This window comes from Leifsonia tongyongensis, from assembly GCF_010686705.1.
Taxonomy (GTDB): Bacteria; Actinomycetota; Actinomycetes; order Actinomycetales; family Microbacteriaceae; genus Diaminobutyricibacter; species Diaminobutyricibacter tongyongensis.
The window spans coordinates 26,551-44,197 of record NZ_JAAGWY010000001.1 but is presented as its reverse complement, the minus strand read 5'-3'; the positions used below and the strand labels follow the sequence as shown (position 1 = coordinate 44,197).

Genomic DNA, 17,647 nt, shown 5'->3' with positions numbered 1-17,647 from the left:
TCGGGCGGGGCGTTCGGATGGCTCAGCTTCAGAGGGTGGTCGACGGACACGTCCCCCGCCAGCTCGAACGGTCGGGCACAGCCCGAGCTGGCGGGGCCCGCGACGCGCCCCCCTACTCGCGCCTGCCGAGTTCGCTTCCGTGCGCGGTCAGCGCATAGATGATGAGGATGTCCACTGCGATGAGGATGAGCGACCACCACGGCTGCTCAGGCACCATCAGCAGGTTGCCGATCGCGCTCAGCACGGCGAGGATCACCGCGATCACGCGCGCCCACATCTGCCCGGAGAACAGGGCCAGGGCGGTGAGCACCAGAAGGATGCCGATGATGAGCGTCCACCAGGCCCAGCCCTGGACGTCGAACACGAAGAGACTGCCTGTCGTCTTGACGTAGTAGGTGTCCGGGGCGATGAGCCCGACGAACCCCTGGATGACACCGAAGACGCCGCTGATGAGGATGATCACCCCGGCGAACAGCCCCCACCCGAGCCATCCGGTCGTTCTGGTAGTACTACTCATGATTGCCCTCCCTGAATGCTCATTGGTGCATCGTGTTCGGAAGCTATCGCCCGCGCCGGTGCTCTCACATCACCCGATCGGGATGATGTCCGTCGAGCCGGTCGTTGAGAGTGAGAGCGGCATCGATGAGGGCGAGATGGGTGAACGCCTGCGGGAAGTTGCCGATCTGTTCGCCGGTAGCCGCGATCTCTTCGGAGAACAGACCGAGGCTGTTGGCATAGGTGAGCATCTTCTCGAACGTGAGCCGAGCCGCCGACACCTGACCCGAGCGGGCGAGCGCATCCACGTAGAGGAATGTGCACATCGAGAAGGTTCCCTCCGACCCGCGGAGCCCATCCGGTGAGGCGCTCGGGTCGTACCGATAGACGAGGCTGTCGGAGACCAGCTCCGCCTCCATCGCCTTCAGGGTGTCGAGCCACAGGGGATCCTGCGGCGAGATGAAGCCCACCTGGGGCATCTTCAGGAGCGACGCATCGAGGACGGTCTCGCCGTACTGCTGCACGAACGCATGGACCTCCTCGTTCCATCCCTTCTCCATGATCTGGGTGTAGATCGCGTCCCTCGCGGCCATCCACTTCTCGATGGGCGCCGGGCGGCCGTGTGCGGTCGCAAGGCGGATGCCACGATCGAACGCGACCCAGCACATCAGCCGCCCGTAGGTGAAGTCCTTGCGTCCGCCCCGGGTCTCCCAGATGCCCTCCTCCGGCTGGTCCCAGTTGTCGGCGAGCCAGTCGAGCAGGCGGCCGAGCGCTATCCATCCCGGCTGCCCGATCTGGATGCCGCTGCGATCGACCTGGTAGACGGCGTCGAGCGCTTCTCCGTAGATGTCGAGCTGCAGCTGACCGGCGGCCCCGTTGCCGATGCGCACCGGGTACGACCCCCGATAGCCCTCCCAGCCCGTGATGACCTCTTCGTCGAGCTCAGGGTCGCCGTCGACGCGGTACATGATGTTCAGCGGACCGGTGGCGCTTCCCGTCGGCTCGGAGACGCGATCGCGAAGCCACTCGCTGAAGGCCGTGGCCTCGCTCAGGTAGCCGAGCCTCACCAGCGTGCGCACCGAGAACGACGCGTCGCGCACCCAGGTGAAGCGGTAGTCCCAGTTGCGCTCGCCGCCGACCTGTTCGGGCAGGCCCGCCGTCGGTGCGGCGACCAGTCCACCGGTGGGCGCGTAGGTCAGGAGTTTCAGGGTGATCGCCGAACGCTGCACCTCCTCACGCCACCTGCCGGTGTACGTGGACTGCTCAACCCAGTCCTGCCAGAACGTCACGGTGTCGTCGAAGAGCCGCCTGGCCTCAGCGACGCGCACGACGCTCGGCTCTCCGGTCGGGCCCGTTTCGAGGATGAGGCCGCGCAGCTGGCCCTCCTCGAGGCGGACCGACGCGCGCAGGTCCCCATCCGTTGTGTCGTCGATCGTCGCGAGCCGCTTGTCCTCCGGGTCCAGGATCAGGCTGAGCGTCACCACGGTCTTGCCCGAGGTGAAGGTCGCGACGTCCTCGCCGACCGAGAGCTGGTGAGTGCTGCGCCCGTAGTCGAACCGCGGAGCGATCTCGATGTCGAACTCCATCGATCCGCGCACACAGCGCACGATCCGCACCAGGCGGTGTCGCTCGCTCGCCGCATCACCCGTCGCCGGCATGAAATCGACGACCTCGCCCACGCCGCCTTCCGTCAGGAAACGGGTCACCAGGATGGCCGTGTCGGGAAAATACAGCTGTTTCGCGTCGGATTTCTCCGCTCGGGGCCGGATGCTGAAGTGGCCGCCCTTCTCGCTGTCGACGAGCGACGCGAAGATGCTGGGCGAATCGAATCGGGGGCTGCAGAACCAGTCGATGGTTCCGTCGGTGGCCACGAGTGCGGCTGTCTGGAGGTCGCCGATGAGGCCGTGGTCGGCGATCAGCGGATACGTGGTCATGATGTCTTCTTTCGGTGGATCGTCACGGATGGTTCGTTGCGCGTCGCTGAGGGTGAGGCGATACTGGTGCCTGTCGTGAAAGGGGGGATGCATGAGCCGGGCGCACGCGATCCCCACTGATGCGCTGCGCCGAGCGCGAATCGACTACATCACCGAAGAGTCGGTGTACGGCACGGTCCTGGTCAGTGGAATGATCGTGGTCGCCGGCTCGTACGGGGCGACCTCCTTGCAGGTATTCCTGAGCGTGTTCGGAACGGTCGTCGTCTTCTGGGCTGCGCATCTCTATGCCGGTACGATCGCGGGCCATGGAGCGTTCGAAGGCGACGACACGACGCTGTCGACAGCCTTCCGGCGCGCGCTCAGACGCTCGGTCGGATTCCTGACCTCGGCCCTCCCACCGTCGATCGTCCTGCTGCTGGGAGCGCTGCAGGCCGTCGACGACAAGGTGGCGATCTGGGTCGCGCTGTGGCTTGGTGTGGTGATCCTCGCCATCCTCGGATTCGTGGTGTTCACCTTGCGCGGCGACTCGTGGCCGGTGCGCATCCTCGGCTCGCTGGGCACCGCCGCGTTCGGCGTTGCGATGATCCTCCTCAAGGCGTTCATCCACTGATCGGGCGGTGCGCCCGGACTCACGCCAGGGCGCGCGCCTTCAAGGTGTCGAATTCGGCCTGGCTGATCGTGCCGTCGTCGAGGAGCTGTTTCGCCTGGGCTATCTGATCGGCGGCGGGTGTGGTGACCACTTTCTGGATGTAGGCGTCGGTCTCCGAACGCGTCGTCGCCGCATCCATCGAACGGCGGGCCGCCATGCTCGGCCCGCGCGCGATGAAGTACACCAAGGCGGTGAGGAACGGCACGAAGACGATGAAGATGATCCAGATCGCCTTGCCCCATCCGTTGACGGAGTCGTCCCGGAACAGGTCGCTGATGATCCCGAAGATGATCATCAGGTAGGCGACGAAGATGAAGGTCCAGAGAAGGTAGCTGAAGAAGTTCGTGAACATGAGGTCACCCGATCGCTTTCGCCTTCAGCGCGTTGTACTCCGCCTGCGTGATGGCTCCGGAATCGAGGAGCCCTTTCGCCTTCGCGATGTCATCGGCCGCCGACGGGGCGCCGCTCGACGCGACGGCTCGGATGTAGGCATCGCCCTCCGACTGGGCCGCCATCATCCGTGCGGCCTGGCGCTCGGCCATCCCATGGCCCCGAACGACCAGGTAGATCAGTGCACCGAGGAACGGCACGAACACCAAGAGGATGATCCACCCGGCCTTGGCCCAGCCGTTGAGTTGGCGGTCGCGGAAGAGGTCCACGAACATCTGGAACAGGATGACGAGGAACGAGATGAAGATGTACGTCCAGAAGAACAACCAGAGGAAGTCCCAGAAACTGTTCATCGGAGGCCCTTTCGGTCGCGGCACCCGACGGGTGCGCCATTGACCCGAATGTAATTGGAAGTCCCGGTGGCGGGGATCATCCAATCCGGATGATGTTTCCGGATGCGCGCGGCAGCGATACTGTGCCTGCCGAGGCCCGTCTCGGTGGATGGGAGAGGGTGCGATGAGCAGGACGCAGTCGCTTGGGCAGGTCTTCCGGGCACCCGCTGAAAGCAGGCAGACGCTGGAGTCCGCAGCGCTGATCGTCGGTGCAGCCGTCTTCGTCATCGCCGCTGTGATCGCGGCAATAACATTCGGTGGCAAAGACCTTCCGATCTCAGGCCCCGGCTCGCTCGGGCAGTTCGTGGCGATCGTCGGCGGCATCACCGGTTTCGTCGTCTTCATCTTCGGCCGGCTGGTGATGCGGACCCGGAAATCACGGCTCGGCGCGCTCGAGAACGCCGAATACGACGCTGCGGGCGTTCGTCTGCGGTGGTACGACGTGGCCGCCCTCGCCCTCGCGCACGGCGTCATCGCCATTCTCGCGTGGACCGGCCTCGCCGCTCTGCTGGGCATCAGCTTCAAGGGGGCGCTCGTCTTCACGTTCTCGGCGATCGTTCTCGCCGGTGTCGCGACCGCGCTGACGTCGTACGTCGTCTTCCTGTCGTCCGTGCACCTGAGCGCGATGCTGCTCTCGCTGGTCCTCGCGGCCTTCATCGTCAGCGGCGCGATCACGAGCATGATGAGCGCCACCGATCCGCTCTGGTGGCAGAAGAACCTGAGCACGCTCGGGATCGGCAACGACATCTCGTCGCTCGCGTTCAACGTGACCCTCATCATCGCCGGGATCATGGTGACCACCATCGCGCACTACGCGACTGCTCCGCTCCCGGCGTCGACGCGTGCGGAGGCGAGGGGGCGCACCCTCGTGCGAGTGGGGCTGATGGTGATCGGGATACTGCTCGCCTTGGTCGGAGCGTTTCCGCTCGACCGCAGTGAGACCATCCACAATTACTCGGCAAGCGGGATGGCCGTGGTCTACGTGGCCCTGGTGATCGCGTTCCCCTGGCTCGTCCCTTCGATCCCGCGGGTGTTCGTCGTTCTCGGCTACGTCTATGTCGGCGTGATCGTGGTGCTGGCCGTGTTCTTCATCTCGGGCTACTACAACCTGACGGCTGTCGAACTGGTCGCGTTCACGCTCATCTTCAGCTGGCTGATCGTGTTGCTGCGCAACACCGGCGAGCCGACGGATGCGCCCCAGCGCGTCTGACCGCGTTCTGCGCCACGCTAGCGGCCGGCGAACGTCGGCGTGCGTTTCTGCTGGAACGCGGCGAACCCTTCACGGTAGTCGTCGGTGTCGCACAGCGCAGCCTGGGCGGCGTTCTCGTCCGCCATCGAGTCCCACAGGCCGAGTCGCTCGTCGCGCAGCGCGCGGATGAGCTCCTTGCTCGCGCGGAAGGCCTGGGTGGCGCCGGATGCGGCCGTCGTCGCTGCGCCGAGGACCGCATCCGTCAGTTCGCCGGCCGGGAAGACGCGGCTGAACAGACCGGACTGCACCGCTTCGGTGCCCGACATGAGCCGGCCGGTGTAGATGAGGTCGAGTGTCTTGTGTGCGCCCAGGCGCTCGAAGAACAGCGCGTGGCCACCCGAGTCGAGGGTGGCGCCGAGGGCCGCGAAGGGCGACCCGATCTTGGCGGTGTCGGCCACGTAGACGACGTCGGTCGCGATGAGCAGGCCGAGGCCGACGCCGAGGCACGCGCCCTGCGCGGCGGCGAAGGTGGGCGCAGGGAAGGCGCTCATCCGTTTGAGGAGGGGCGTGACCAGACCGTCCAGATAGCCGGCGACGTCGTCCGTTCGCGGGTCGACGGCGGAGATGTCGCGCCCGGCGCAGAAGGCCCGGCCCTCACCGCGCAGCACGAGAGCGCGCACCTGCGCCGCCTCCGCCTGCGCGTACGCATCCGACAGCTCGCCGACGGCCGTGGCATCGAGCGCGTTCAGTTTCTCCGGAGCGTTCAGCACGATCTGCGCGACGTCGTCGGCGATGGTCAGCTCGATCACAGGGGAGTCCTTTCGTCTGGCCCGGTCATACGTCGTAGTCGACGGCGACCTTGTCGGTGAGGGGATGCGACTGGCAGGTGAGAACGTAACCGCGTTCCAGCTCCTCCGGCTCGAGTGCGTAGTTCTCCGTCATGCGCACGTCGCCGGAGACGAGCCGCGCCCGGCAGGTCCCGCAGACGCCGCCCGCGCAGGCGAACGGAACGTCGGGCCGAACCCGCAGGGCGGCGTTCAGCACCGATTCGTTCGCATCGACCGGCGTCGTGACCGTCGCGGTCTGCCCGTCGAGGGTGAACTCGATCTCGAACGACTTCTCGCCGGGATGCGCGAGGACGGGTCGCCCGACATCTCCCGCGACCTGCACGGGGTCGCCCGTCGTGAAGAGTTCGAACCGGATGTGCGCACGATCGACTCCGACGCTCTCCAGGGTGTCGCGGCAGAGCTGAACCAGTTCGAACGGGCCGCACAGGAACCACTCGTCCACGGCCGCGGGGTGGATGATCGTGTCGAGCATCCGGCGCAGCCGTTCCTCGTCGATTCGCCCGGAGAGAAGCGGGGCCGAGCGCTGCTCGCGCGACAGTACATGGTGCAGCGCGAGCCGCGCCGGGTAGCGGTCCTTCAGGTCGGAGAGCTCCTCGAGGAACATCACGTCGACCGCGGTGCGATTCGTGTAGACGAGCGTGAAGCGGGAGGTCTCCGAACGGGCCAGCACCGTGTGCGCAAGCGCCATCAGCGGGGTGATGCCCGAGCCGGCCGCGATGCCGACGATGTGCTTGCCGTCGAGGTCGTCGAGATCGGTGGTGAACGTTCCCTGGGGGCTCATCACGTCGATGCGGTCGCCGACCTGCAACTCTTCGTTCGCCCAGGTCGAGAACGCGCCGCCCAGGTCGCGCTTGATCGCGACGCTGATCGACCCGGGTGTCGGCGGCCGGCAGATCGAGTAGCTGCGGCGGAGCTCATGCCCGTCGATCGTCGCCCGCAAGGCGACGTGCTGCCCGGGGGCGTAGTCGTACGCTCCGTGCAGCTGTTCGGGCACCGCGAACGTGACCTCCACGCTCGCGCTGGTGAGCGGGCGGATGTCGGAGACGGTCAGGGTGTGGAACCTCGCGCGCTTCCTCGTGCCCAGGTTCGTCGCCGCCACGTCAGAGGACCTTGAAGTAGTCGAACGGCTCCAGGCAGTCGAGGCACTGGTACAGGGCCTTGCAGGAGGTCGAGCCGAAGTGCGAGAGCTCGCGCGTGTTCAGCGACTGGCATTGCGGGCATTTCACCGACATCCGCATCCGGACCGGTCCCCCGGCGGCGCTCGCCCGGCCGCTGGGCGCGGCGATGCCGAATCGTTCGAGCTTCTCTTTGCCCTCCGCGGAGATCCAGTCGGTCGTCCAGGCGGGGGAGAGCGTGATGTTCACGACGACGTTCTCGAACCCGGCGTCGTTGAGGGCGGTCACCACGTCGTCGCGAATGGACTCCATCGCGGGGCATCCACTGTAGGTCGGTGTGATGCTGACAGCGACGTCGTTCTCACCGACCGTGATCGAGCGGAGCACGCCCAGGTCGTCGATCGTGAGCACCGGCACTTCGGGGTCGGCGACCGCGGCGGCGATGTGCCACGCGCGCTGTGCGAGCACACCGCGGTGGAGGACGGGCGGGGTGGTGGCCTGCGCGGTGGCCTGCGCGGTGGCCACGGTGGTCTCGTTCATGGTCGCCCCCTTCACCAGCTCGCCCCGGGGTGCTGCCGGGCGAGCACCTGCAGCTCGGCGATAAGCGGGCCCAGGTGCTCGGAGTGCGCGCCACGGCGGCCTCCGCCGCTCGAGACGAAGCCTCGCGGCTCCTCCAGTTCGGCCTCGGCCAGCACGGGGGCGACCGTCGCGTCGAAGGCCGGGCGCAGCGACGAGGGTCGCGGAGCGATGCCTTCGAGCCGGTCGACGAGTGGCTCGTCGACGAAGAGTTCGTCCACGTACGGCCAGACGTCGGCCAGCGCGCGCGTCATGCGGCGTCGGGATTCGTCGGTGCCGAGTGCGAGGCGGAGCACCCATTGGTCGGCATGGTCGCGGTGGTAGTCGACTTCTTTGACCGCTTTGGCCGCGATCGCGGCGAGGGTGTCGTCGGCGGATGCGCGCAACCGGTCGTACAACTCGTAGAGGTAGTGCGACGCGACGAGCTGGCGGGCGATCGTGTGGGCGAAGTCGCCGTTCGGCAGTTCGAACAGGTGTGCACTGCGGAACTCGCCCTCGTCGCGCCAGTAGGCGAGATCGTCTTCGGTGCGGCCGGATGCGCTTCCCGCATGGTGCAGCAGCGAGCGCGCGTGGCCCAGCAGATCGAGCGCGATGTTCGCGAGCGCGACGTCTTCTTCGAGTTCGGGCGCCCGGGTGATCCAGTCGCCGAGGTGCTGCGCGAGCACGAGCGCGTCGTCGCCGAGCCAGAGGGCGTATTCCGCGATGTCCTCGGTGGTCGCTCCGCCCGCATCGATGACTTCGCTGGAGAGTTCGAGGCCGTCGACGGTGATCCGCTGGTTCACAGGTGCTTCACCCCTTCGCTCTTCGTGTAGTAGACGGCATGACGGTAGTTCTTGCCCGCGGGGGATTCGAAGAACGCGCCTTTCGCATCCGGATCGCTGGCCGTGATGGCGTCGGAGGGGACGACCCAGATCGAGACGCCTTCGTTGCGGCGGGTGTACAGGTCACGCGCGTTGCGCACGGCCATGATCTCGTCGGGTGCGGTGAGCGAGCCGACGTGGACGTGGCTGAGTCCACGGCTGGAGCGCACGAAGACCTCCCAGAGCGGCCAGGTCTCGGTGTGTCCTGAGGGCTGCGGCGTCGGTTCGGATGCGGATGCGGATGCAGTGCTCATGAAGCGACCGCCTCGCTTTCGGTCTCGCGCTCGGCTACGCGCTTCGCGTACGCGGCGGCGGCTTCACGCACCCACCGGCCCTCCTCGTGCGCATCCCGTCGGCGCTGCAACCGCAGCGCGTTGCACGGTCCGCGACCCGCGAGCACCTCGTGGAACTCGGTCCAGTCGATCTCGCCCAGGTCGTATTCGCCGCGCTCCTCGTTCCAGCGCAGGTCGGGGTCGGGAAGGGTGACGCCGAGCACCTCCGCCTGGGGCACCAGCATCGACACGAAACGCTGGCGGAGCTCGTCGTTGGAGAACCGCTTGATCTTCCAGGCCATCGACTGCGCGGAGTTGGGGGAGTCGTCGTCGGGCGGCCCGAACATCATCAATGACGGCCAGTACCAGCGATCGACCGCATCCTGCGCCATCCTCTTCTGCGCATCCGTGCCGTGCATGAGCTCGAGGAGGATCTCGAAGCCCTGGCGCTGGTGGAACGACTCCTCTTTGCAGATCCGCACCATCGCGCGGCCGTAGGGGGCGTAGGAGGCCCGGCACAGCGGAACCTGGTTGCAGATGGCCGCGCCGTCGACGAGCCAGCCGATCGCGCCCATGTCGGCCCAGGTCGGTGTGGGGTAGTTGAAGATCGACGAGTAGCGTGCCTTGCCGGCGATCAGCTGGTCCATCATCTCGTCGCGGGTGATGCCGAGCGTCTGGGTCGCCGAATAGAGATACAGGCCGTGACCTGCTTCGTCCTGGACCTTCGCCATCAGGATCGCTTTGCGCTTCAGGCTGGGCGCCCGGGTGATCCAGTTGGATTCGGGCTGCATGCCGATGATCTCGGAGTGCGCGTGCTGGGACATCTGGCGGATCAGCGTCTTGCGGTAGGCCGCCGGCATCCAGTCGCGCGGCTCGACCCGCGAGTCCGCCTCGATGAGTTCGGTGAACCGGCGCTCCTCGGCGCTCGCCTCGTCGGGTAGCAGTTCTGCTGGCGTGGTCATCGTCGACTCCTGGATCCCGCTCAACGGATCGCCTCGTGGGCTGATCGCATTACTTACTGATCGTTCGGTTAGTATATAGTCTAGGTCACCGACCGGCAAAAGCCCGACCGACGCTGACGTTCACGGCGAACCCAGCCTCGATGAATCCAGTCTCGATGAGGAGGACGGATGTCCCAACCGACCGTGAGTGCCGCAGTTGCCATGATCGAACGGGATCGCGCATCCGCCGCCCTCGGCATGCAGGTGACCCGCAGCCTTCCCGGCGATGCCGTGGTCACCATGCGCATCCGCGACGACATGCTCAACGGTTTCGAGGTGACGCACGGCGGAATCGTCTTCGCACTCGCCGACACGGCATTCGCGATCGCCTGCAACGAAGACGAGCAGATCACCCTTGCCGCGGGCGCCGACATCACCTTCCTCAAGCCGACGACGGCTGGGCAGACGCTCACCGCGACCGCGAGCGTTCGCGCCAGGAGCGGTCGGACCGGCCTCTACGACGTCAGCGTGACCGACGAGAACGGAGAGATCGTCGCCGAGTTCCGCGGCCGAAGCCACACCACGAGCAGGCAGCGGTGAGCGCCGGACGGCTCCGCGCGCCGGCGTGGGACGAACTCGACCCCGAGGAGCGCCTGTCGCGGGACGAGTTGCAGGCGCTTCAGCTCGAGCGACTCCGCTGGACGGTTCGGCACGCGTACGAGAACGTTCCGCTGTACACGCGCAAATTCGATGAGGCCGGCGTGCGGCCCGGCGACATCCGCAGCCTCGACGACGTCGCGCTGCTCCCGTTCACGACCAAGGACGACCTGCGCGAGACGTACCCGTTCGGGATGTTCGCGGTTCCGATGGACCAGGTGGCGCGCATCCACGCCTCCTCCGGCACGACCGGGCGGCCGACCGTCGTCGGCTACACGAAGACGGATCTGGCCAATTGGGCCGGTCTCGTGGCTCGCTGCCTGCGCGCCTCCGGCGTCAGGCCCGGGATGCGCGTGCACAACGCGTACGGGTACGGACTGTTCACGGGCGGGCTCGGCGCCCACGCCGGGATCGAGGCGCTCGGTGCGACGGTGATCCCGATGTCGGGCGGCCAGACGAGCAAGCAGGTGCAGCTCATCCACGACTTCGAACCCGATGTGATCATGTGCACGCCGAGCTACCTGCTGACCATCGCGGACGCCATGGCCGAGGCGGGCCTCGACCCGCGGGCGACCAGCCTGAAGGTCGCGATCCTCGGCGCCGAACCGTGGACGAACGCGATGCGCGCTGAGCTGGAGGAGCGGCTCGACATCGACGCCGTCGACATCTACGGCCTCAGCGAGGTGATGGGGCCGGGAGTCGGAAACGAGTGCATCGACACGAAGGACGGCCCGCACCTGTGGGAGGACCACTTCCTGCCCGAGGTGATCGATCCCGAGACGAGAGACGTGCTGGGCGACGGAGAACTCGGGGAACTCGTGTTCACGACGCTCACGAAGGAGGCGTTCCCGGTCATCCGCTACCGCACCCGCGACCTGACCCGGCTGCTGCCGGGAAGCGCGCGGCCGGGCATGCGGCGAATGGAGAAGATCACCGGCCGCAACGACGACATGATCATCCTGCGCGGCGTCAACCTGTTCCCGACCCAGATCGAGGAGATCGTGCTCGGCATCGACGATCTCTCGCCCCATTTCGTCCTGGAGCTGACCCGGCCGGGCAGACTCGACGAGCTCACCGTTCGCATCGAACGGGCGGAGGGGGCGGATGCGGTCGCCTGCGATCGCGCGAGCGCCGCACTCATCGCTCGGGTCAAGGATCAGATCGGCTCGACCGTGCTCGTCACTGTCGAGGCGCCGGGGACGCTCGAGCGCAGCGCCGGCAAGCTGAAGCGGGTCTACGACCTGCGCTAGGCGGAGGCCGTCCGGCGACTTTCGCCCCACTCGGCACGCCATTGCGGCAAAAGCCGACCGACCACGGGAGGGTTGCTACATGACAGAGACCGCAGTTCGACGCGGGCGGCCCGGATACGACCAGGCGGGGATCCTGGAGGTCGCGGTCGCAGCGTTCAACGAGTTCGGCTACGACGCCACGTCCATGGGCGTGCTGGCCGCACGCCTCGGGCTCTCGAAGTCGGCGATCTACCACCACGTCGCATCCAAGGACGAGTTGCTCGAGCTCGCGCTCGGCCAGGCGCTCGACGGTCTGGAGGGGGTGCTCCTCGAGGAGGCCGCAAGCACGGGCGACGCGGCCGAACGGCTCGCGCATGTGCTGCGCGGCGCGGTGCGCGTGCTCACCGACAAGCTGCCCTACGTCACACTGCTGCTGCGCGTGCGCGGGAACACCGAGGTCGAGCGGCGGGCGCTCGCCCGGCGGCGCGCGTTCGACCGCGCGGTGGCCGCTCTCGTCGTCGAGGCGCGCGACGAGGGCTCGCTGCGCGCCGACGTCGATCCCGGCGTTGCCACCCGCCTGCTGTTCGGCATGATCAACTCGATCGTCGAGTGGTACCGGCCGGGAGGCGCCGAGGGTGCCGACCAGCTCGCCGAGGACGTGCTCACGGTCGCCTTCGACGGCCTCCGCGTCTGAGCGCGCGCGGCTCAGGCGGCGAGCTCCTTCGCAACGAGAGTGAGCACGTCGTAGGTCGCGACCGTCTCGTCGTTCTGGTTGCGGATGACCGCATCCCATCGGACTTCCCCGTACTCATCGGTCTCGCGCGGTGAGATCTGCTTAGCTGTCAGGTCGATGCGGATGCTGTCCCCGGGCGACACCGGCGTGATGAACCGCAGGTTCTCGAGCCCGTAGTTCGCGAGCACCGGGCCCGGCGCCGGGTCGACGAACAGCCCGGCCGCCCACGAGACCAGGAGGTAGCCGTGCGCCACCCGCCCGGGGAAGAACGGATTCGCGGCCGCGGCCTCTTCGTCCATGTGGGCATAGAACGTGTCGCCGGTGAACTTGGCGAACTGCTCGATGTCGTCGAGGGTGACCGTGCGGCTCTCCGAGTGCACGCTGTCGCCGATGCGCAGTTCGGCGAGCGACTTGCGGAACGGATGCGCCCCCGCGGTCTTCACGGCCGCACCGGTGTGCCACACCCCGGTGATCGCCGTCAGCATGTCGGGCGACCCCTGCACGGCGGTGCGCTGCATGTGGTGCAGGACGGCCCGGATGCCGCCGAGCTCTTCGCCGCCGCCGGCGCGTCCAGGGCCGCCGTGCACGAGGTGCGGCACGGGGGAGCCGTGGCCTGTCGAGGTGCGGGCGTCGTCGCGGTCGAGGATCAGCACGCGGCCGTTGAGCGCGGCGATTCCTCCGACGAGTTCGACGGCGACCTGGGGGTCGTGGGTGGCGATGCTCGTGACGAGGGAGCCGTCACCACGGGCGACGGTCGCGATCGCCTCGGCGGTCGAGCCGTAGCCCAGGATGCTGGCCACGGGCCCGAACGCTTCGATGGTGTGTGCGGCGCTCGCCGTGTTGTCGGCGAAGCGCAGGACGATCGGGGCGACGAACGCGCCGGACTGGTCAGCGCTCTCGGAGCCGTCTGCACGTCGAACGCTCGGCGCGTCGGTCGAGCCGATCACGACCTCGCCGCCACCGGCGCGCAGCCGCTCGACCTGGCGGAGGACCTCGTCGCGCTGCTCGACCGAGGCGAGCGGTCCCATCGTGACGCCCTCTGCGCGCGGATCCCCGATGACGACCCGTTCGTCGATCCGCGCCCGCACGGCGGAGACCAGGTCGTCGACGGCGGCGTCTGGCACGATGGCGCGGCGGATCGCGGTGCACTTCTGCCCGGACTTCGCCGTGAGCTCGGCCACCAGCTGCTTGACGTACGCGTCGAATTCGGGGGTGCCGGCCACCGCATCCGGACCGAGCACGGATGCGTTGATCGAGTCGGTCTCGCTCGTGAACCGAACGCCGCCGGTCTGCACCGAGTCGTGGGCGCGAAGTCGCTCCGCGGTCGACGCGGACCCGGTGAAACCGACCAGGTCGCCGAGCCGCAGTGACTCGAACAGCCCGGGCACGGCACCCGAGACGAGTTGCAGCGAACCCTCGGGCAGCAGCCCGGACTCGACCAGGATGCGCACGAACGCCTCCGCGAGGTAGCCCGTGGGCGTCGCCGGCTTGATCAGGCTCGGCACTCCGGCGAGGAACGCCGGCGCGAACTTCTCCAGCGCACCCCAGACGGGGAAGTTGAACGCGTTGATCTGCACGGCGACACCGGACAGCCGGGTGTAGACGTGCTGGCCGAGGAACGAGCCGTCCTTCGAGAGCTGCTCGGCCGGACCGTCGACGTAGACGGTGCCGTTCGGCAGCTCGCGGCGGCCCTTCGACGAGTAGGTGAAGAGCACGCCGATGCCGCCGTCGATGTCGATCCACGAGTCGGACTTCGTGGCGCCTGCGCGGCTCGAGAGAGCGTACAGCTCGTCCTTGCGTTCCGTGAGAGCCTGCGCCAGCTGCTTCAGGATCATCGCCCGCTGGTGGAACGTCAGCCTCCCCAGCGAGTCCTGGCCGACGGTCCGCGCGTAGTCGAGCGCACCCGCCAGGTCGAGGCCGGTCGTGCTGACCGCGGTGATCACGTCGCCCGTCGACGCGTCGCGCACGAGGGTCGTGTCGGCCTGCGCCGGGTCGGCCGGGGTCCACCAGGCGCCGTTCACGTAGCTGGGAAGGATGTTCGTCATGGGGTTGCTCTCTTCGAACTCGGCCGCGTCGGCGGGTGGGTACACTGAGCGCCGGAGCAGCGCTGGATGAAAGGATGCGGACCATGGCACACCGGGACTGGACCATCGAACTGGGTGAACTCGACGTGAAGCTGGGGATCGTGATCCTCGAGCAGTCGCCGGAACGGATGGTCGCCACGATGCCGGTGGAGGGCAACCGCCAGGGCTACGGGCTGCTGCACGGGGGCGCATCCGCCGCGTTCGCCGAGATGCTCGGCTCGTGGGCTGCCGTCCTGCACGCCGGCGAAGGCCGCACGGCGGTCGGTGTGGACCTCAACGTGACGCATCACCGCGGCGTGCGTTCGGGGACGGTGACCGGCGTCGCGACGGCGATCCGCCTGGGGCGCAAGATCGCCTCGCATGAGGTCGTGGTGACGGATGAGGAGGGCAAACGCGTCTGCACCGCCCGCATCACGAACCTCATCCTCGACGAGGCCGCCGACTGACTGACGGGTCATCGCGCGTCGTCCCAGGTGTAGAAACCCTGCCCGGTCTTGCGTCCGAGCTTCCCTTCGGCCACGAGGCGGCGGAGGAGCTCCGGCGGCTCGAAGCGGGGGCCGAGGCGCTCCGTGAGGTATTCAGCGACGCCGAGCCGCACATCCAGGCCGACCAGGTCGGTGAGTCGCAGCGGACCCATCGGGTGCTTGTAGCCGAGGACCATGGCGGCGTCGATGTCTTCTGCCGAGGCGACGCCGTCTTCGAGCATCCGGATCGCTTCGAGACCGAGGGTGACTCCGAGCCGTGAGGAGGCGAACCCGGGCGCGTCGGCGACGGTGACCGGTGTCTTGCCGAGTGCCCGCACCCAGTCCTGGGCCTGCGGGACGAGCGTCGGGTCGGTCGCGGACCCGGTCACGACCTCCACCAGCAGTGACGCGGGCACCGGGTTGAAGAAGTGCAGCCCGAGGAAACGCTCGGGCCGGGCGAGCACCACGGCGAGGTCGTCGATCGACAGCGACGACGTGTTGCTCGCGAGGCAGGCGCCGGCCGGAAGCACTGCTTCGACAGCAGACAGCGCGTCGTGCTTGGTCACCAGGTCTTCCGGGACCGCCTCGACGGCGAGTCCGACGTGGGCGAAGACGTCCAGCTCGACGCCCACACGGAGCCGCGGCGCGAGCGTCTCGAGGCTGAGCGTCGTCGTGCCGCGTTCGATGCTCGCCTCGACGGCGCGGAGGATGCGTGCGCGTGCGGCGTCGGCGGACGGCAGGTCGCGTTCGACGACGGCGGCCTCGGCGCCCGCGAGCAGGAACGCGTGGGCGATCCCGGCGCCCATCCGGCCGCCGCCGAGCACGCCGACGCGGTCAGGCACGGTGCTCACCGGCGTCTCCTCTCGAGGAAGTCGGTCATCCGCCGGATCTTCTCCGGGGATTCGAAGAGGATCGCCTGGGCATCCTGGTCGGCGCGCGGGTGATCGTCGTCGGGAGCATGGAAGACGGCTTTCGTGTACTGCGTCGCCAGGGGATCGTTGGCGGCGATCCGGTCGGCGAGCGCGTTCGCACCGGCTTCGAGCTCGTCAGGGGCGTGGAGCTCGGTCACGAGACGCACGGCCAGTGCCTCGTCGGCGTCGAGGATGCGGCCGGCCAGCAGGATCTCTTTGGCCAGCGGCTCGCCGACGAGCTCCCGCAGCCGCCACAGTGCGCCGGCCGCTGCGATGATGCCGAGCCCCGTCTCCGGGTTGCCGATCCGCAGTGTGGGGGTGCCGATCCGGAAGTCCGCCGCGTACGCGAGCTCCGCACCGCCGCCGAGCGCGTAGCCGTCGATGGCCGCGATGACCGGCAAGGGAAGGGCCGCGATGCGCGCGAAGAGACGGGCGTTGATGCCGCGGTGCGCATCCGCTGCCCGGCGTTCGCGCAGTTCGGCGATGTCGGCTCCGGATGCGAACACCCCGTCACCGCCCAGGATGATCAGGATGCGCGGCGACGCCTCGAGTTCGGCGCAGATCTCGTGCAGCTCGTCGACCATCTCCTGGTTGATCGCGTTGCGCGTCTCCGGCCGGTCGAGCCGGACGGTGACACGGTCGGGACGCCGGTCGACGGCGATGGTCGTCATCCGATGCGCTCCACGATGAGCGCTGCACCCTGGCCGACTCCGACGCACATGGTCGCCAGGCCGTACCGGCTGTCTTCGCGCTCCATCCGCCCGAGCAGCGTGACGACGAGGCGGGAGCCGCTCGAGCCGAGCGCGTGACCGAGCGCGATCGCGCCTCCGTCGGCGTTGACCTTCTCTTCGTCGAGCCCGAGGCGCCTGATGCAGGCGATGGACTGGCTGGCGAACGCCTCGTTCAGTTCGATCGACCCGAGATCGCCGAGAGAGAGTCCGCTTCGGGACAGCGCACGTTCCGTCGCGGGCACCGGGCCGAGCCCCATGATCTCGGGGGCGAGGCCGACGCTGGTGCCGACGACCACCCGGGCGCGGGGGATGAGTCCGAGGCGTTTCACGGCGTCCCGGCTGGCCACCAGGATCGCGGAGGCGCCGTCGTTGAGCGGGCTCGAGTTGCCTGCGGTGACCACGGAGCCGCCGGCGACCACGGGTCGCAGGGCTGCGAGCGCCTCCAGGCTGGTGTCGCGGCGGATGCCTTCGTCGAGAGCCACGGGCCCCTTCGGCGTGGCGACGGCGACGATCTCATCGTCGAAGCGGCCCGCGTCGACCGCCGCAGCCGCGCGCTGATGGCTGCGCAGTGCGAACGCATCCGCGTCCTCCCGCGTGATGCGGTCGATGCGCGCCACCTCTTCTGCGGTCTCCGGCATCGAGTAGGTCGCTTTGTCGCGTGCGGCGAGGCGGGGGTTCGTGAAGCGCCAGCCGATCGACGTGTCGAACTGTGCGCCCGGCTTGGCGAACGCCTTCTCGGGCTTGGCCTGGACCCAGGGGGCGCGGGTCATCGACTCGACGCCGCCCGCGACGATGAGGTCGGCGTCGCCCGCGCGCACGGCCTGCGCTGCGAGGGTGACGGCGGAGAGTCCGGATGCGCACAGCCGGTTGACCGTGATGCCGGGTACCGCATCCGGGAGCCCCGCAAGCAGCACCGACATCCGCGCGACGTTGCGGTTGTCCTCGCCGGCCTGGTTGGCCGCGCCGAGGATGACGTCGTCGATCGCGGACGGGTCGGCGCCCGCCCGCTGCAGCGCTTCGCTGACGACGAGCGCAGCGAGGTCGTCGGGCCGCACTCCGGCGAGGGATCCGCCGTATCGTCCGACTGCCGTGCGCACGCCTCCGATGAGGTAGGCCTCTGCCATGCTCTCTCCCGACCGCGTTGTCTTCGGGTCCTTGCGCGGACCAGGCTCCCGAT

Annotated in this window: 20 protein-coding genes; 6 read left to right on the top strand and 14 right to left on the bottom strand. The window is 68.3% G+C overall.

Going from position 1 to position 17,647, the window contains the following annotated elements:
- Window positions 1-112: 112 nt before the first annotated feature.
- Window positions 113-517, bottom strand: coding sequence for a DUF7144 family membrane protein (locus G3T36_RS00240; protein WP_163287439.1), 405 nt, complete (start codon window positions 515-517; stop codon window positions 113-115).
- Window positions 518-581: 64 nt separating this feature from the next.
- A complete protein-coding gene (locus tag G3T36_RS00235) occupies window positions 582-2,429 on the bottom strand; it encodes a glycoside hydrolase family 15 protein (RefSeq protein WP_163287438.1) in 1,848 nt (615 codons plus the stop codon).
- Between the two features lie 91 nt (window positions 2,430-2,520).
- On the opposite strand from G3T36_RS00235, the gene G3T36_RS00230 reads away from it, so the two are divergent.
- On the top strand, window positions 2,521-3,039 hold the full coding sequence (locus tag G3T36_RS00230) for a hypothetical protein (protein ID WP_163287437.1): 519 nt from the start codon (window positions 2,521-2,523) through the stop codon (window positions 3,037-3,039).
- Window positions 3,040-3,058: 19 nt separating this feature from the next.
- On the opposite strand, the gene G3T36_RS00225 is transcribed toward G3T36_RS00230, so the two are convergent.
- Both G3T36_RS00225 and G3T36_RS00220 read right to left on the bottom strand, forming a co-directional pair.
- A complete protein-coding gene (locus G3T36_RS00225; protein WP_163287436.1) occupies window positions 3,059-3,430 on the bottom strand; it encodes an SHOCT domain-containing protein in 372 nt (123 codons plus the stop codon).
- A 4-nt stretch (window positions 3,431-3,434) separates the two neighbouring features.
- Window positions 3,435-3,821 (bottom strand): SHOCT domain-containing protein, encoded by a 387-nt coding sequence (locus G3T36_RS00220; protein ID WP_163287435.1) that lies wholly within the window; start codon window positions 3,819-3,821, stop codon window positions 3,435-3,437.
- A gap of 163 nt (window positions 3,822-3,984) precedes the next feature.
- On the opposite strand from G3T36_RS00220, the gene G3T36_RS00215 reads away from it, so the two are divergent.
- The gene (locus G3T36_RS00215; RefSeq protein ID WP_163287434.1) at window positions 3,985-5,070 is read left to right on the top strand and encodes a DUF998 domain-containing protein; all 1,086 of its coding nucleotides are present in this window, start codon (window positions 3,985-3,987) and stop codon (window positions 5,068-5,070) included.
- A gap of 17 nt (window positions 5,071-5,087) precedes the next feature.
- On the opposite strand, the gene G3T36_RS00210 is transcribed toward G3T36_RS00215, so the two are convergent.
- From G3T36_RS00210 to paaA, 6 genes are read right to left on the bottom strand one after another with little or no spacing between them, the layout of a single operon-like run.
- Window positions 5,088-5,858, bottom strand: a complete 771-nt coding sequence (locus tag G3T36_RS00210; RefSeq protein WP_163287433.1) for an enoyl-CoA hydratase-related protein — start codon at window positions 5,856-5,858, stop codon at window positions 5,088-5,090.
- A gap of 25 nt (window positions 5,859-5,883) precedes the next feature.
- On the bottom strand, window positions 5,884-6,996 hold the full coding sequence (gene paaE, locus G3T36_RS00205; RefSeq protein WP_163287432.1) for a 1,2-phenylacetyl-CoA epoxidase subunit PaaE: 1,113 nt from the start codon (window positions 6,994-6,996) through the stop codon (window positions 5,884-5,886).
- A 1-nt stretch (window position 6,997) separates the two neighbouring features.
- Window positions 6,998-7,552, bottom strand: coding sequence for a 1,2-phenylacetyl-CoA epoxidase subunit PaaD (gene paaD, locus G3T36_RS00200; protein ID WP_163287431.1), 555 nt, complete (start codon window positions 7,550-7,552; stop codon window positions 6,998-7,000).
- Between the two features lie 11 nt (window positions 7,553-7,563).
- Window positions 7,564-8,370 (bottom strand): 1,2-phenylacetyl-CoA epoxidase subunit PaaC, encoded by an 807-nt coding sequence (gene paaC / locus G3T36_RS00195; protein ID WP_163287430.1) that lies wholly within the window; start codon window positions 8,368-8,370, stop codon window positions 7,564-7,566.
- Window positions 8,367-8,702, bottom strand: a complete 336-nt coding sequence (paaB, locus tag G3T36_RS00190) for a 1,2-phenylacetyl-CoA epoxidase subunit PaaB (protein ID WP_163287429.1) — start codon at window positions 8,700-8,702, stop codon at window positions 8,367-8,369. The genes paaC and paaB overlap by 4 nt, the downstream gene beginning before the upstream one ends.
- The gene (gene paaA, locus G3T36_RS00185; RefSeq protein ID WP_163287428.1) at window positions 8,699-9,682 is read right to left on the bottom strand and encodes a 1,2-phenylacetyl-CoA epoxidase subunit PaaA; all 984 of its coding nucleotides are present in this window, start codon (window positions 9,680-9,682) and stop codon (window positions 8,699-8,701) included. Before paaA ends, paaB begins: the two co-directional genes overlap by 4 nt.
- 168 nt (window positions 9,683-9,850) lie before the next feature.
- Here paaA and paaI point away from each other — a divergent pair, with 168 nt between their 5' ends.
- The 3 genes from paaI (at window position 9,851) to G3T36_RS00170 (ending at window position 12,241) form a co-directional block, all read left to right on the top strand.
- Window positions 9,851-10,261 (top strand): hydroxyphenylacetyl-CoA thioesterase PaaI, encoded by a 411-nt coding sequence (gene paaI / locus G3T36_RS00180; RefSeq protein WP_163287427.1) that lies wholly within the window; start codon window positions 9,851-9,853, stop codon window positions 10,259-10,261.
- Window positions 10,258-11,568, top strand: coding sequence for a phenylacetate--CoA ligase PaaK (gene paaK / locus G3T36_RS00175; RefSeq protein WP_163287426.1), 1,311 nt, complete (start codon window positions 10,258-10,260; stop codon window positions 11,566-11,568). The genes paaI and paaK overlap by 4 nt, the downstream gene beginning before the upstream one ends.
- 79 nt (window positions 11,569-11,647) lie before the next feature.
- On the top strand, window positions 11,648-12,241 hold the full coding sequence (locus G3T36_RS00170) for a TetR/AcrR family transcriptional regulator (protein WP_163287425.1): 594 nt from the start codon (window positions 11,648-11,650) through the stop codon (window positions 12,239-12,241).
- Between the two features lie 11 nt (window positions 12,242-12,252).
- Here G3T36_RS00170 and paaZ read toward each other — a convergent pair whose 3' ends face one another.
- Complete coding sequence (paaZ, locus tag G3T36_RS00165; RefSeq protein ID WP_163287424.1) at window positions 12,253-14,325, bottom strand: phenylacetic acid degradation bifunctional protein PaaZ; 2,073 nt, start codon at window positions 14,323-14,325, stop codon at window positions 12,253-12,255.
- An 83-nt stretch (window positions 14,326-14,408) separates the two neighbouring features.
- On the opposite strand from paaZ, the gene G3T36_RS00160 reads away from it, so the two are divergent.
- Complete coding sequence (locus G3T36_RS00160) at window positions 14,409-14,810, top strand: PaaI family thioesterase (protein ID WP_163287423.1); 402 nt, start codon at window positions 14,409-14,411, stop codon at window positions 14,808-14,810.
- Window positions 14,811-14,818: 8 nt separating this feature from the next.
- On the opposite strand, the gene G3T36_RS00155 is transcribed toward G3T36_RS00160, so the two are convergent.
- Genes G3T36_RS00155 through G3T36_RS00145 form a run of 3 tightly spaced genes read right to left on the bottom strand, consistent with a single transcriptional unit; the run spans window position 14,819 to window position 17,594 of the window.
- Window positions 14,819-15,679 (bottom strand): 3-hydroxyacyl-CoA dehydrogenase NAD-binding domain-containing protein, encoded by an 861-nt coding sequence (locus G3T36_RS00155; protein ID WP_163287422.1) that lies wholly within the window; start codon window positions 15,677-15,679, stop codon window positions 14,819-14,821.
- A complete protein-coding gene (locus tag G3T36_RS00150; RefSeq protein ID WP_163287421.1) occupies window positions 15,676-16,410 on the bottom strand; it encodes an enoyl-CoA hydratase/isomerase family protein in 735 nt (244 codons plus the stop codon). Before G3T36_RS00150 ends, G3T36_RS00155 begins: the two co-directional genes overlap by 4 nt.
- Entirely contained in the window at window positions 16,407-17,594 is a 1,188-nt protein-coding gene (locus tag G3T36_RS00145) for a thiolase family protein (RefSeq protein ID WP_163287420.1), read from the bottom strand. Before G3T36_RS00145 ends, G3T36_RS00150 begins: the two co-directional genes overlap by 4 nt.
- Between the last annotated feature and the right edge of the window lie 53 nt (window positions 17,595-17,647).